At 61.7% G+C, this 13394-nt stretch carries 13 protein-coding genes; 10 read left to right on the top strand and 3 right to left on the bottom strand.

Features of this window, described 5'->3' with window-relative positions:
- Window positions 1-11 precede the first annotated feature (11 nt).
- From GH769_RS16395 to GH769_RS16425, 7 genes are all read left to right on the top strand, one after another.
- Window positions 12-884: an SDR family oxidoreductase gene (locus GH769_RS16395; protein WP_032904204.1), complete on the top strand. Its 873-nt coding sequence runs from the start codon at window positions 12-14 to the stop codon at window positions 882-884.
- A gap of 4 nt (window positions 885-888) precedes the next feature.
- Window positions 889-2502 carry a geranyl-CoA carboxylase subunit beta gene (atuC, locus tag GH769_RS16400; protein WP_020302545.1) on the top strand — a complete coding sequence of 538 codons (1614 nt, stop codon included), beginning with the start codon at window positions 889-891 and terminating at the stop codon, window positions 2500-2502.
- 93 nt (window positions 2503-2595) lie between these two features.
- Window positions 2596-3753 (top strand): citronellyl-CoA dehydrogenase, encoded by a 1158-nt coding sequence (gene atuD, locus GH769_RS16405; protein ID WP_032904203.1) that lies wholly within the window; start codon window positions 2596-2598, stop codon window positions 3751-3753.
- Window positions 3750-4511: an enoyl-CoA hydratase/isomerase family protein gene (locus GH769_RS16410; protein WP_020302543.1), complete on the top strand. Its 762-nt coding sequence runs from the start codon at window positions 3750-3752 to the stop codon at window positions 4509-4511. Before atuD ends, GH769_RS16410 begins: the two co-directional genes overlap by 4 nt.
- 109 nt (window positions 4512-4620) lie before the next feature.
- Complete coding sequence (locus tag GH769_RS16415; RefSeq protein WP_032904202.1) at window positions 4621-6504, top strand: acetyl/propionyl/methylcrotonyl-CoA carboxylase subunit alpha; 1884 nt, start codon at window positions 4621-4623, stop codon at window positions 6502-6504.
- 74 nt (window positions 6505-6578) lie between these two features.
- Complete coding sequence (locus GH769_RS16420; RefSeq protein ID WP_019818536.1) at window positions 6579-7121, top strand: exonuclease domain-containing protein; 543 nt, start codon at window positions 6579-6581, stop codon at window positions 7119-7121.
- A 222-nt stretch (window positions 7122-7343) separates the two neighbouring features.
- A complete protein-coding gene (locus tag GH769_RS16425) occupies window positions 7344-7628 on the top strand; it encodes a pyrimidine/purine nucleoside phosphorylase (RefSeq protein ID WP_014719324.1) in 285 nt (94 codons plus the stop codon).
- A gap of 49 nt (window positions 7629-7677) precedes the next feature.
- On the opposite strand, the gene GH769_RS16430 is transcribed toward GH769_RS16425, so the two are convergent.
- Together GH769_RS16430 and GH769_RS16435 are read right to left on the bottom strand one after the other, a co-directional pair.
- The gene (locus tag GH769_RS16430; protein ID WP_032904201.1) at window positions 7678-8484 is read right to left on the bottom strand and encodes an MOSC domain-containing protein; all 807 of its coding nucleotides are present in this window, start codon (window positions 8482-8484) and stop codon (window positions 7678-7680) included.
- A gap of 38 nt (window positions 8485-8522) precedes the next feature.
- On the bottom strand, window positions 8523-9458 hold the full coding sequence (locus tag GH769_RS16435; protein ID WP_003192887.1) for a chemotaxis protein CheV: 936 nt from the start codon (window positions 9456-9458) through the stop codon (window positions 8523-8525).
- Between the two features lie 548 nt (window positions 9459-10006).
- Here GH769_RS16435 and GH769_RS16440 point away from each other — a divergent pair.
- The 3 genes from GH769_RS16440 (at window position 10007) to GH769_RS16450 (ending at window position 12263) form a co-directional block, all read left to right on the top strand.
- The gene (locus tag GH769_RS16440) at window positions 10007-10453 is read left to right on the top strand and encodes a hypothetical protein (RefSeq protein WP_014719326.1); all 447 of its coding nucleotides are present in this window, start codon (window positions 10007-10009) and stop codon (window positions 10451-10453) included.
- Between the two features lie 260 nt (window positions 10454-10713).
- Window positions 10714-11607: a sensor histidine kinase gene (locus tag GH769_RS16445; RefSeq protein ID WP_032904200.1), complete on the top strand. Its 894-nt coding sequence runs from the start codon at window positions 10714-10716 to the stop codon at window positions 11605-11607.
- A complete protein-coding gene (locus GH769_RS16450) occupies window positions 11604-12263 on the top strand; it encodes a response regulator transcription factor (protein WP_014719328.1) in 660 nt (219 codons plus the stop codon). Before GH769_RS16445 ends, GH769_RS16450 begins: the two co-directional genes overlap by 4 nt.
- Here the strand turns inward: GH769_RS16450 and yegS are convergent.
- Complete coding sequence (yegS, locus tag GH769_RS16455; protein WP_019818546.1) at window positions 12222-13142, bottom strand: lipid kinase YegS; 921 nt, start codon at window positions 13140-13142, stop codon at window positions 12222-12224. The genes GH769_RS16450 and yegS overlap by 42 nt on opposite strands.
- Window positions 13143-13394 lie beyond the last annotated feature (252 nt).

Raw genomic sequence — 13394 nt, forward strand, 5'->3', positions numbered from 1 at the left:
GGACCGTCGCCGTGGCCTTCGACTCGATCTTCAAAGCCGACCTGTTCAAGGGGCAAACCGTGATTATCACCGGAGGCGGCAGTGGCATTGGCCGCTGCACCGCCCATGAGCTGGCGGCCCTTGGTGCCTGCGTGATCCTGGTGGGGCGCAAGCCAGAAAAACTGCAGAAGGTCGCGGCGGAAATTGCTGAAGATGGCGGCGTGGCCCATTGGCATGCCTGTGACATTCGTGAGGAAGAGGCGGTGAAAGCGCTGGTCACGCAGATCCTGCACGACCACGGCCCCATCCATGGCCTGGTGAATAACGCGGGAGGCCAATACCCGTCGCCACTGGCGGCGATCAATCAGAAGGGCTTTGAAACCGTACTGCGCACCAACCTGGTGGGCGGTTTCCTGATGGCGCGGGAAGTGTTCAACCAGTCGATGAGCAAGCACGGTGGCGCGATCGTCAACATGCTCGCCGACATGTGGGGCGGCATGCCTGGCATGGGCCACTCCGGCGCGGCGCGCTCCGGCATGGACAACTTCACCAAGACCGCCGCGTTTGAGTGGGGCTATGCCGGGGTGCGCGTCAACGCCGTGGCGCCTGGCTGGATTGCCTCCAGCGGCATGGACACCTACGAAGGCGCGTTCAAGGCGGTGATTCCCACCCTGCGTGAGCATGTGCCGCTCAAGCGCATCGGCACCGAGTCGGAAGTCAGCGCGGCCATCGTCTTTTTGCTCAGCCCGGCTGCGGCCTTTATCAGCGGTAGCACCCTGCGCATCGACGGCGCCGCCAGCCTGGGCAGCCGCGCATGGCCGCTGCACAAGGCGCAGGCGCCAAGCGAGCCGTTCAATGGGTTCCACCGCGCCTATCTACCGGATGTGCTCAAGGCGGAGCAATAACGCCATGCCAGTCATTGAAACCCTGATCGACCCTGACAGCCCAGCCTTCGCGCAAAACCGTGAAGCCATGCTGGCGTGCATCGCCCAACTGCGCCAACTGGAACACGCCCTGCTGGCCAAGGCCCAGGAAGCCAAGCCCAAGTTCGACAAGCGCGGCCAATTGCTGCCCCGTGAGCGCCTCAACCTGCTGCTGGACCCCGGCGCGCCGTTCCTGGAGCTGGCCAGCCTGGCCGGCTACAAGCTCCACGACGACAAGGACGGCAGCGCCGCCGGTGGCGGGCTGATCGCCGGCATCGGCTATGTCAGCGGCGTGCGCATGCTGGTGGTGGCCAACAACAGCGCGATCAAAGGTGGCACCATTTCCCCTTCCGGGCTGAAGAAATCTCTGCGCCTGCAACAGATCGCCATGGAGAACAAACTGCCGGTGGTGACCCTCGCCGAAAGCGGCGGCGCCAACCTCAACTACGCCGCCGAGATTTTCGTCGAAGGCGCGCGCAGCTTTGCCAACCAGGCCCGCATGTCCGCCATGGGCTTGCCGCAGATTACCGTGGTGCACGGCTCGGCCACGGCCGGCGGTGCGTATCAGCCGGGCCTGTCGGATTACGTGGTGGTGGTGCGCGGCAAGGCCAAGCTGTTCCTCGCCGGGCCACCGTTGCTCAAGGCCGCCACTGGCGAAGTCGCCACCGATGAAGAACTGGGGGGTGCGCAGATGCACGCGCAAACCGCCGGCACCGCTGAGTACCTGGCCCAAGACGATGCCGACGGCGTGCGCATCGTGCGTGAAATTGTGGGCCTGCTGCCCTGGAATGATCGCTTGCCGCACGCACCACAACGCGCTTATCGCGAACCGCTGTATCCGATTGAAGAGCTGTTGGGGCTGATCCCCGATGACCCGAAAAAACCCTACGACGTGCGCGAGATCCTGGCGCGCCTGGCTGACGGTTCCAACCTGCTGGAATTCAAGGGCGAGTTCGACCCCCACACCGTCTGTGCCCATCTGCATATCCAGGGGCGCGCCGTGGGAGTGATCGGCAATAACGGCCCCATCACGCCGAAGGGCGCGAGCAAGGCCGCGCAGTTTATCCAGCTGTGCGACCAAAGCCGCACGCCGCTGCTGTTTTTGCACAACACCACCGGCTTCATGGTGGGCACCGAGTCGGAACAGCAAGGGGTAATCAAGCACGGCGCGAAGATGATCCAGGCGGTGGCCAATGCCCGGGTGCCTAAACTCACCATCGTGGTCGGTGGCTCCTACGGTGCCGGCAACTACGCAATGTGCGGCCGCGGCCTCGACCCACGCTTTATCTTCGCCTGGCCCAACAGCCGCACGGCAGTGATGGGCGGCGCACAGGCCGGTAAGGTGCTGCGCATTGTCACCGAGGCCAAGCAACTCAAGGACGGCCTGGTGCCCGACCCCAAAGTGCTCGACATGCTCGAACAGGTCACCGCGCAGAAGCTCGACAGCCAGTCCACCGCCCTCTACGGCAGCGCCAACCTGTGGGACGACGGGCTGATTGATCCACGGGACACCCGCACCTTGCTCGGTTTTTTGCTGGATATCTGTCACGAAGCCGAACTGCGGCAACTGCAACCGAACACCTTCGGCGTAGCGCGCTGATCGTTCCCACGCTCCACGTGGGTGATCGCTCCCCCGCTCCGCGTGGGAATGCAAACCAGGACGCTCCGCGTCCCAACAGGGAGAACAATAAAAATGATCTTCACCCAGGAACACCAGGAACTGCGCCGCACCGTGCGCGCCTTCGTCGACCGCGAGATCAACCCGTACGTGGATGAATGGGAAAAAGCCGGGCGCTTTCCCATTCACGAGATCTTCCGCAAAGCCGGCGACCTCGGCCTGCTGGGCATCTCCAAACCGGAAAAATTCGGCGGCATGGGCCTGGACTACAGCTACTCCATTGTCGCCGCCGAAGAGTTCGGCACCATCCGCTGCGGCGGCATCCCCATGTCCATTGGTGTGCAGACCGATATGTGCACCCCGGCCCTGGCGCGCTTCGGCTCCGATGAACTGCGCGAAGAGTTCCTGCGCCCGGCCATCAGCGGCGAACAGGTGGGCTGCATCGGCGTCTCGGAAACCGCCGCCGGCTCCGACGTGGCCGGGCTCAAGACCCATGCGCGCAAGGATGGCGACGACTATGTGATCAATGGCAGCAAGATGTGGATCACCAATTCGCCCAGCGCCGACTTCATCTGCCTGCTCGCCAACACCTCGGACGACAAGCCGCATATCAACAAATCCCTGATCATGGTGCCGATGAACAGCCCCGGCATCAGTGTCAGCCCGCCGTTGGAAAAACTCGGCATGCACAGCTCCGAGACCGCCCAGGTGTTTTTCGACGACGTGCGCGTGCCGCAACGCAACCGCATCGGCCACGAGGGCGCGGGCTTCATGATGCAGATGTTGCAGTTCCAGGAAGAACGCCTGTTTGGCGCGGCCAATATGATCAAGGGCCTGGAGTACTGCATCGACAGCACCATCGAATACTGCAAGGAGCGCCAGACCTTCGGCAAGGCGTTGATCGACAACCAGGTGATCCACTTCCGCCTGGCGGAACTGGCCACCGAAATCGAATGCCTGCGCGCCTTGGTCTACCAGGCCACCGAGCAATACATCAAAGGCCAGGACGTCACGCGACTGGCCTCCATGGCCAAGCTCAAAGCCGGGCGCCTGGGCCGTGAGGTCAGCGACAGTTGCCTGCAATATTGGGGCGGCATGGGGTTCATGTGGGACAACCCGGTGGCCCGCGCCTATCGCGACGTGCGCCTGGTGTCGATTGGCGGCGGTGCCGACGAAATCATGCTGGGCATCATCTGCAAACTGATGGGCACCCTGCCCGGTAAAAAGCCATGAACACCTTGCTGCTAGAAACCCACAACGGCGTGCTGCATATCACCCTCAACCGGCCCGAATGCCGCAATGCAATGAGCCTTGAAATGGTCAAGGAGCTGCGTGCGGTACTGGCGCAGTTGGACAGCCAGGTGCGCGCCGTGGTGATCAGCGGCGCGGGCGGGCATTTTTGCGCGGGGGCCGATGTGAAGGATCTGGTCGGCGCGGGGGATCAACTGCAAGCGTTGAACCGCGCGTTTGGGACCTTGCTGCAAGAGGTGGAGGCGCTGGCGCAGGTGGTGATCGTGGTGCTGCAAGGCGCGGTGCTGGGCGGTGGGTTCGGGCTGGCGTGCGTGAGTGATATTGCGATTGCACAGGGCCAGGCGCAATTCGGCTTGCCGGAAACCCGCCTGGGCTTGTTGCCGGCGCAGATTGCGCCCTTTGTGGTCAAGCGTATTGGCTTGACCCAGGCGCGGCGCCTGGCGCTGACGGCGGCGCGGTTTGATGGGATTGAGGCTGGGCGGTTGGGGGTGGTGCATTTTGTCGAGCACGACGCCCAGGCATTGGCGCAGCGGGTGGATGAGGTGTTGGGGCAGGTGTTGCAGTGTGCGCCGGGGGCCAATGCACGAACCAAAGCCTTGTTGTTGGCCAGTGTGGATGAGCCCCTTGAGACCGTGCTGGATCGCGGGGCGCAGTGGTTTGCCGAGGCGGTGAGGAGTGAGGAAGGGGTTGAGGGGACGCAGGCGTTTGTGCAGAAGCGAAAGCCGAGTTGGTCTCGATGACGCCATCGCAGGCAAGCCAGCTCCCACAGGGGAACACATTTCAAATGTGGGAGCTGGCTTGCCTGCGAAGAGGCCCCAACACACGCCACATCCACCAAGGGATAACCCAATGCCCGCATTCACCAAGATCCTGATCGCCAACCGCGGCGAAATCGCCTGCCGCATCCAGCGCACTGCCCAGGCCCTCGGCTACCGCACCGTGGCCGTGTACAGCGACGCCGATACCGATGCCCTGCACGTGCAGATGGCCGACGAAGCCGTACACATCGGCCCGGCGCCCGTCCACCAGTCCTACCTGAACACAGAGGCCATCCTCGCCGCCGCCCAACTGACCGGCGCCGACGCCATTCACCCCGGCTACGGCTTCCTCTCGGAAAACCCCGACTTCGCCCGCGCCTGCCTGCAGGCCACGCTCACCTTCATCGGCCCCAGCGCCGAAGCGATCGAACTGATGGGCAGCAAACGCCTGGCTAAACTCGCCATGCTCGACGCCGGCGTACCTTGCATCGCCGGCTACCAAGGCAGTGCCCAGGACGATGCCGCCCTGCAACAGGAAGCCGAACGCATCGGCTTCCCGCTGATGATCAAGGCCAGCGCCGGTGGCGGTGGACGAGGCATGCGTCTGGTGCATCAGCGCGAACAGCTGCTGGAGCAACTGCGCACCGCACGCTCGGAAGCCATGAATGCGTTCGGCAGCGACGAGCTGATCCTCGAACAGGCGTTGATCGACCCGCGCCACGTGGAAGTGCAACTGTTCGGCGACCGCCATGGCAACCTCATCTACCTCGGCGAGCGCGACTGTTCGATCCAGCGCCGCCATCAGAAAGTCATTGAAGAAGCGCCCTGCCCCGTGATGACGGCCGATCTGCGCCAGGCCATGGGCGAAGCCGCGCTCAAGGCCGGGCGGGCGGTGAACTATGTAGGTGCCGGCACCGTGGAGTTTCTGCTCGACCGCAACGGCCAGTTCTATTTCCTGGAAATGAACACACGCCTGCAAGTCGAACACCCCGTCACCGAGATGATTACCGGCCTCGACCTGGTGGACTGGCAGTTGCAGATCGCCGCCGGCCAACCGCTGCCACTCACCCAATCACAGGTGACCCTGACCGGCCACGCCATGGAAGTGCGCCTGTACGCCGAAGACCCGGCCCAGGGTTTCCTGCCGCAAACCGGTGACGTGTTGCGTTGGGAACCAGCCCCCGGCGTACGCATCGACCATGGATTGCTTGAAGGCCAAACCGTCAGCCCGTTCTACGACCCAATGCTGGGCAAGATCATCGCCCACGGCGCCAGCCGCGAAGAAGCCCGGCGAAAACTGCTGCGGGCCGTGGAAGACAGTGTATTACTGGGGGTAGCGACCAATCAGCGCTTGCTCATCGACCTGCTCAAGCACCCGGACTTTATCAACGGCGACTTCAGCACGGGCTTGATCGCCGAACACTTCAGCGTCATCCCACAGCAGACGGCGACCGCTGAACAGCTCAAGCTGGCCGCCGCGCTGTTTTATCAACACAGCGCCAACCAGCACCCCCAAACACTCGCGCGCTGGCGCAACACGGCGAGTGTCCCCGTAACGTACCGCCTGGAGGTCAACGGCCAACTCCACAGTGTCAGCGTTGACGACCTGCAACTCACCACCGACGGCCGCCACGCCAGCCTGGTCATCAACGGTATCCGCCGCCGCATCGCCTATCACCTGGACGGCAACCGGCTATGGCTGCCAGGGCTGACCGTCACCGACCGCACCCAGCAAGTCGCCAGCCGCCAGGCCGACGCCAGCAGCGGTACGGTCCAGGCGCCCATGGACGGCGCCATCGTCGATATACGGGTGTGCGTCGGTGAGGCCGTCAGCAAAGGCCAACTGTTGCTGGTGCTCGAAGCGATGAAAATGGAGCACCCGTTGAAGGCCGGCATCGATGGCACCGTCAAGGAGATGCGCGTCATGACGGGCGATCAGGTGCGCAACCGTCAGGTTTTGCTGGAGATCGAATAACGCCCCTAGGCGGAACTACAGGGCCGGGCTACGCTCTATCCCCATCAGGAAGGGACGAGTACGGGAACCTGCACATGCCTCATTGGCTGATTATTGACCTTGAAGCCACAACGGATGACGGCGGCTGGCCCGTGACGGAGATGGAAGTCATCGAGATCGGTGCCAGCCTGGTCAACCGCCAGGGCCGCGAACTGGACCACTTCCAGCGCTTTGTGCGGCCCTTGCGCCGGCCATTGCTGACACCCTTTTGCCGCAAACTCACCCATATCACCCAGGCCAATATCGACATGGCCGCGCCGATCACCGAGGTGTGGCCGCTGTTCGAGCGCTGGCTGGGCCAACATCAGCCACGCCTGGAAGGCTGGGCCAGCTGGGGTGACTATGATCGCGTGCAGCTTGAGCTGGAGTGGCAGCGCCATGGCCTCGCCAGCGCCTTGGGCGACACGCCGCATGTGAACCTCAAGCAACGCTTTGCCAAGGCCCGGCGCCTGGACAAGCCGCTGGGGCTCAATGGTGCGCTGCAATTGGCCGGAATGCAGTTCAATGGCCAGCAGCATCGCGCCCTGGAGGATGCACGCAACACCGCGCGGCTGCTGCCGCTGATTTTGCCGGTCTAGGCAGCGCTTGCAGCCTTGGGCATACTGGCCAGCCATTTTCCTTTGTTGCTACCCACCTGCACCAACGAAATCCTGTGGCGAGCAAGCTTGCTTGCGCTGGGGTGCGAAGCGCCCCCAAAAAACGGGGACTGCTACGCAGTCAACGGGAGCAAGCTCCCTCGCCACAGAAGCCCGCGCCTGCAGTGATGAGCGTAAGCATCCATCTTTTCCGAGGATTCACCCATGTTCAAAGTCAACGAGTACTTCGACGGCACCGTCAAGTCGATCGCTTTCGGCACCGCAGAAGGGCCGGCGACCATCGGCGTGATGGCTCCGGGTGAATACGAATTCGGCACCGCCCAACGTGAAATCATGCACGTGGTCTCCGGCGCCCTGACCGTGAAGCTGCCTGACAGCAGCGACTGGGAAACCTTCGCCGCCGGCAGTCAGTTCCACGTACCGGCCAACAGCAAGTTCCAATTGAAGGTTGCGGTGGACACCGCCTACCTGTGTGAATACCGCGGCTAAGCGGTACCCGGCACACAAAAAAGCCCGTCTCCCACCAGACGGGCTTTTTTTATTCCAACACCGTTACCGGCATGCCGACTTCCAGGCGCCCGATGCCATCGTTGACCAGGTTCTGGCCGAACATCGCGCCCTTTTCGGTCTTGCGGTAGGTTTCCAGTGTCGTGAAGGGCTCGCGATCGGGGCTGCGCTCACCGGTCTGGGGGTCGATGGTGGTGAGGATGCACCGCGAACACGGCTTGACCACCCGAAACTCCACATCGCCGATGCGCAAGCGCTTCCAGCCGTCTTCGGCGAAGGCCTCGGCGCCTTCGATGACCAGGTTGGGACGAAAACGCAGCATCTCCATCGGGCGACCGATCTTTACACACAAGTCGTCGAGGGAGCCCTGGCCGATCAACAGCAAGGGGTAGCCGTCAGCGAAGCCGACCTTGTCGTCATCCTTGCCATAACCGGCTTCGGTGGTGCGCGCACGTTCCAGGGGCAGTTGCACCAGGCGCGTCGGCTTGCCAATGAACGCGCTGACCCAGGCCGCGGCCTCATCGCCAGCATCCGGCACGCGCAGCGTGTCACGCCAAATGGTCACACCGCGCAGTTCGCTGGCGCTGCCCGGCAACGCTACATCCAGCGGCGCGTAGCCCGGCGAGCTCAGGGTGAGGCCCCCGCTGCTGTTCCATAACGCCGAGAGCTGGCTCATCTTCGCCACGGCCCGCTGCGTCAGGAACCGCCCGCTGGCTTCATCCACCAGCATCCAGCGTCGATCCCCGTCCAACCCGAGTTTATCCAGCCCAATCTGCTGCAAAGTTTCGGCCTTGCCGGACTTCAAGGGGTAACGGTACAACGCGCTGAGACGCAGCATGGGCCTGCCTTCCTAGGAAACAAAGTGTCATCCTAAAGTCAGGCGGGCATTTCGTCCAACATCAGTCGCTGGCGCACCACGTCCACCAGCTTGTCCGGCTGGAATTTGGAGAGGAAATTGTCGCAGCCGACCTTCTTGACCATCGAATCATTGAAGCTGCCCGACAGCGAGGTGTGCATCACCACGTACAGACCGCGCAGGCGTGGGTCGTTGCGGATCTCGGTGGTGAGGCGGTAGCCATCCATCTCGGGCATTTCAGCGTCGGTAAAGATCATCAGCAGTTTGTCGGTCATGACCTGGCCACTGTCAGCCCAGGCCTTGAGCATGTTCAATGCCTTGAGGCCGTCGCTGGCAATGTGCATCTTCACACCCAACTGGCCCAGGGTGTCACGCAGCTGCGACAACGCCACGTTGGAGTCATCCACCAGCAGCACTTCGCGGCCACGGGCACGCTCCAGCACCGGGTCTTCAAGTTTGTCCCGGGAGACCTTGGCGTTGTAGGGCACGATCTCGGCGAGGACTTTTTCCACGTCGATGATTTCCACCAGTTGCTCATCGACCTTGCTGATGGCGGTGAGGTAGTGCTGGCGACCGGCGCTGGTCGGCGGCGGCAGGATGGCTTCCCAGTTCATGTTGACGATGCGGTCGACGCCGCCCACCAGGAACGCCTGCACCGAGCGATTATATTCGGTGACGATAATGGTGCTGTTGGGGCCCGGCACCAAAGGACGCATACCGATGGCCTGGGACAGGTCGATCACCGGCAGGGTCTGGCCACGCAGGTTGACCACCCCACACACGAACGGGTGGCGCTGGGGCATCAGGGTCAGCTTGGGCAACTGCAGCACTTCCTGCACTTTGAACACGTTGATCGCGAACAACTGCCGTCCGAAGAGGCGGAACATGAGAATTTCCAGGCGATTCTCACCCACCAATTGCGTGCGTTGATCTACCGTGTCGAGAATGCCGGCCATTAAAAGCTCCTGGTGTACACGCCGCAGGCGCGTTGAAAGGGTGTGCAACTGTATAAGCACGTTATCGGCGGCAAGCGCCGGACCTTGACCCGAATAAAATGCCATGTAAATCCATTGATGTCACACTGACATCATGCTTTACTGCCTAGGCCCCTGATGCTCTTTCAAGCCGCCTTGCGCGACAGTCGAATTGACGTGCAGTTCCACCACATAGGGGATTCCCCTATGCGCAATCAGGCCCAACCTGATATTCGCGATATCTAATAGCCATTAATGTGACGCCATTCTCATTGCATGAATGGAGTCAGGCTTTTGTTTGCCATCCCCAGCCCTTGGCCCACGGGCCTTTCAGGCACTCACGTATCGGCAACTGAAGTCGTGTCATCCCGTACAACCGGGGCTACATACGACTTTCGTGAGCACTTCGCTAAACGTCCTACTGGATTATCAGAATCGACCTACAAGTCCGAGCCGTATTTCAGCGCTAGTTTTACGTCATTCACCCGGTGCGACATCTCATCATCCGACCCTACGTTGCGGAGACCTGCATGATGAACGACGGTAACGAGTGGCAATCTGCACTTCCCGAGTTCCTGCACGAGGCTGAAAAGCTGCTGATCAGGTCAGAAGAGTGCTTGAACCACCTGCATTTGATTCGAAACGACAGTGACGCTATCGACTGCATGAAAGCCAGCCTGAACAAGCTCGCCGAGAGCGCAGACTGCCTCGCATTGCAGGCCATTAGCGAGTTCTCTCGGCAGATTCAATACTTGATTGCCAATGCCGTGAGCCCGGTGCAATTGCATGACCAGGCGCTGCATGCCTTGCATGACTGCTTGACGCTACTGGCCTGGCAACTGGAACTGATCGATATCCGTACTGGCAAGCTTAGTCTGGATGAAGAAGAGCAGTCGTCGCTGATTGAGGCGGTCAGCTTGCAGATCCCGCAAAAAGCCCCCCAATACACTCCGCAGCATGATCGGCGCGCACAATAAATATCAATTAGCTATCAATGCAATAACGATACAAACCAACTTTGTTAATACAACTTTCCATGTTGAACTCTGGGGTGCCTGCCCAGAGTATTCGCGTGGGCCATAAACCCAATCAGACGACCAACGCTAATAGGGGTGTTACTATGCGCCCCCCGAAGTGATTTAACTTCAACAGGCTTAAAAACGATTTGGCAGCGCACTCCAAACAGAGCCCGGTCAACCGGCCTCCCCGCAGTGAACCCTCATTGGCTCCATCCGCTATGTACGCCAGTTTCAAGTCACTTATCGCCAGGTCCGTGTCCCCCAGCCACGCACGCCGCCTTACCCTTTCGCTATGCGTGTGCTCGTTGGTGGCGAGCCTGTGGGTCTATCTGCTGGACGCGCCACTGCCGTTGCTGATCGTGCTGCTCAACCTCGCCACGCTGATGGTGGTCGGGCTGCAACAGTGGCGTTCGCGCACAGCCATCAAGTTCGAGCCTCAGGAACTGGCCGCCCGCTTATTGCAAGTTCAGGAGAACGAACGTCACCGACTCAGCCGCGAACTGCATGACGACATCGGCCAGCTACTGACAGCCGCCAAGCTGCAAAGTGAATGGCTGCAGCGCCGCCTGCCCCAGGATCTGCAAAACCATTGTTCGGTGCTGTGCAATACGCTCAATGAAACCCTGGCCAAGGTGCGTGACGTCTGCGCCATCCTCAACCCGCGCCAACTGACCAGCCTGGGCCTGGAAGCCAGCCTGCGCGCGCACCTGCTCAAGACCCTGGAAAACACCCAGGTGTGCTGGAGCCTGGAGTGCCAGCAACGGCTCACCGGCATCCCCGAAGAAATGGCCGTGGCGGCCTTTCGCGTCACTCAGGAAGCGGTGACCAACATGCTTCGCCATGCAAAGGCTCGCAACCTGCTGGTGCGTCTGCAACGCCTGCCTGAAGGCTTGTCGTTGATAATCTGCGATGACGGCCAGGGGTTCTTGCCTGCCCCCGATCCGGGCCGGGAAGGCCAACGGGGCATGGCCGGTATGTGCGAACGAACACACCAACTGGGAGGCACCTTTTCCGTCAGCAGCGAGCCCGGCAAAGGTACACGCATCAACGCACTTTTCCCTTGGGCGCCCCGCGCTCTCGAACGGGCCAGCGCCCCTAAGGTTCTCGAGTGACCTGCAATTTACTCTTGGTAGACGACCATGCACTGATTCGCGCCGGCGTGCGCGCGCTGATTCTGGATATTCCCGGCTACAGCGTCATCGGCGAAGCCAGCGATGGCGCGCAACTACTGGAGCAATACAGTGCCTTGCAGCCAGATATCGTGCTGCTCGACCTGTCGATGAAGCACACCGGCGGGCTGGATGCCTTGCAGCAACTCAAGCGTTTTTACCCCACGTGCAAGGTGCTGATTCTGTCGATGCACACCGAGCCGGACCTGATCATGCGCGCACTGGAGTCCGGTGCCCACGGCTACCTGCTCAAGGACACCACCGCCAACGAGCTGGAACATGCCCTGCTGGCCCTGCGTAACAACGAACGCTACCTGAGCCCCGCCATCGCCCACACAGTGATCAACCAGGCGCTGATCCGTAGCCAGGCCCCCAGCGCGCCTGTCGCCCACAGCCACAGCCTGACGGCGCGGCAACTGGAAATCCTGCGCTTGATCGTGCGCGGCAAATCCACCCGCGAAATTGCCCACGGCCTGGGCCTGAGCATCAAGACTGTCGAAGCCCACCGCTCGCAGATCATGAAGCGCTTGCAGATTTTTGACGTGGCGGGCCTGGTGTTATTTGCCGTGCGTGAGCAGATCATCAGCCTGGACGACTAACGGCGAACCCAGCGGCAAGTGCACGCGCAGGGCCTTGGGCAGCACCTCGAAGTGCAGGTCGTCGCCTTCCAGCGGCTCGCCGTCGAGGTTGATGTACAAGCCTTGTGCGACCTTGATCTTCACCCAGGGCAGGCGTGCGCGCACGAACATGGTGTCCAGGCCCCAGCCGTTGTTCATCAACTCACGCAACGTGCCGACCACCTCTTGAGGCGCCGGCAAGATGCTGACATCCAACAGCCCGTCATCAGCCAATGCACCGGGGCACAGCACATGCCCGCCACCGGCCTGGCGACCGTTACCGATGCCCAGCGCGAGCAACTCGCCTTTCCAATGGAAATCCGGGCCTTCCAATTCACCGTAGGCGGCTTTCAATTCACTGAAGCGGGTTAAACCGGTAAACAGGTACGCGGCACCGCCCAGGACCTTCTTCAGGTCTTCGGACGTGTTGGCCGTGACCTGGCTGCCAAAACCACCGGTGGCCATGTTCAGGAAGATTTGCCCACCGACCTGGCCCAGGTCAATCGCCTTGGGCGGCACATCCAGCAAGGCCAGGGCGCCAGCCGGCTCCAACGGCACGCCGGCGGCCTTGGCGAAATCATTGGCGGTACCCAGGGGCATCAGCACCAGGCTGGCGTCGGTGTTGGCATGGGCCATGGCTTCGGCCACATCGCGCAAGGTGCCGTCACCACCGCCGGCAATGATATGGGTGTACCCCTCGGCCAGCGCTTCATTGACCAGTCGCCGGGCATCGCCGCCCTCCCACGTCACCCGCACGGCCAGCTCCCCACCCTGCTCACGCCGGGCCAGCACGGCAGCGCGCACATCCTCGTTGAGGGCTTGTTTGCCGTGAAGGATCAACAGGGCTTTGGGGGCGGTCATTTGGGAGAATCTCCTGGGTCAAGGTGCTTGAAGGATGTTGACCTTTGGGGAACAGGAAAAGTCTGTGGCTGGAGAAAATTGATTGAAGAACACAGATCAAGAAGTGGGAGCTGGCTTGCCTGCGATGGCGGCGGTTCAATCGACAAAGACTTCAAATCTGCCACCCAACGGTAACCACGATGCGAAGCGAGCCGCTCTTGATCTTGATCTTGCTCTGCTTTTGATCTCAGGCGCCCCGTTAAACCACGCTGG

The organism is Pseudomonas sp. CFSAN084952 (assembly GCF_009648855.1).
Lineage (GTDB): Bacteria > Pseudomonadota > Gammaproteobacteria > Pseudomonadales > Pseudomonadaceae > Aquipseudomonas > Aquipseudomonas paracarnis.

Coding starts and splice junctions, on each gene's coding strand:
- GH769_RS16420 (WP_019818536.1), top strand. CDS start 6,579: ATGCCTCATTGGCTGATTATTGACCTTGAAGCCACAACGGATGACGGC.
- GH769_RS16410 (WP_020302543.1), top strand. CDS start 3,750: ATGAACACCTTGCTGCTAGAAACCCACAACGGCGTGCTGCATATCACC.
- GH769_RS16415 (WP_032904202.1), top strand. CDS start 4,621: ATGCCCGCATTCACCAAGATCCTGATCGCCAACCGCGGCGAAATCGCC.
- GH769_RS16445 (WP_032904200.1), top strand. CDS start 10,714: ATGTACGCCAGTTTCAAGTCACTTATCGCCAGGTCCGTGTCCCCCAGC.
- GH769_RS16425 (WP_014719324.1), top strand. CDS start 7,344: ATGTTCAAAGTCAACGAGTACTTCGACGGCACCGTCAAGTCGATCGCT.
- atuD (WP_032904203.1), top strand. CDS start 2,596: ATGATCTTCACCCAGGAACACCAGGAACTGCGCCGCACCGTGCGCGCC.
- GH769_RS16440 (WP_014719326.1), top strand. CDS start 10,007: ATGATGAACGACGGTAACGAGTGGCAATCTGCACTTCCCGAGTTCCTG.
- yegS (WP_019818546.1), bottom strand. CDS start 13,142: ATGACCGCCCCCAAAGCCCTGTTGATCCTTCACGGCAAACAAGCCCTC.
- GH769_RS16430 (WP_032904201.1), bottom strand. CDS start 8,484: ATGCTGCGTCTCAGCGCGTTGTACCGTTACCCCTTGAAGTCCGGCAAG.
- GH769_RS16435 (WP_003192887.1), bottom strand. CDS start 9,458: ATGGCCGGCATTCTCGACACGGTAGATCAACGCACGCAATTGGTGGGT.
- atuC (WP_020302545.1), top strand. CDS start 889: ATGCCAGTCATTGAAACCCTGATCGACCCTGACAGCCCAGCCTTCGCG.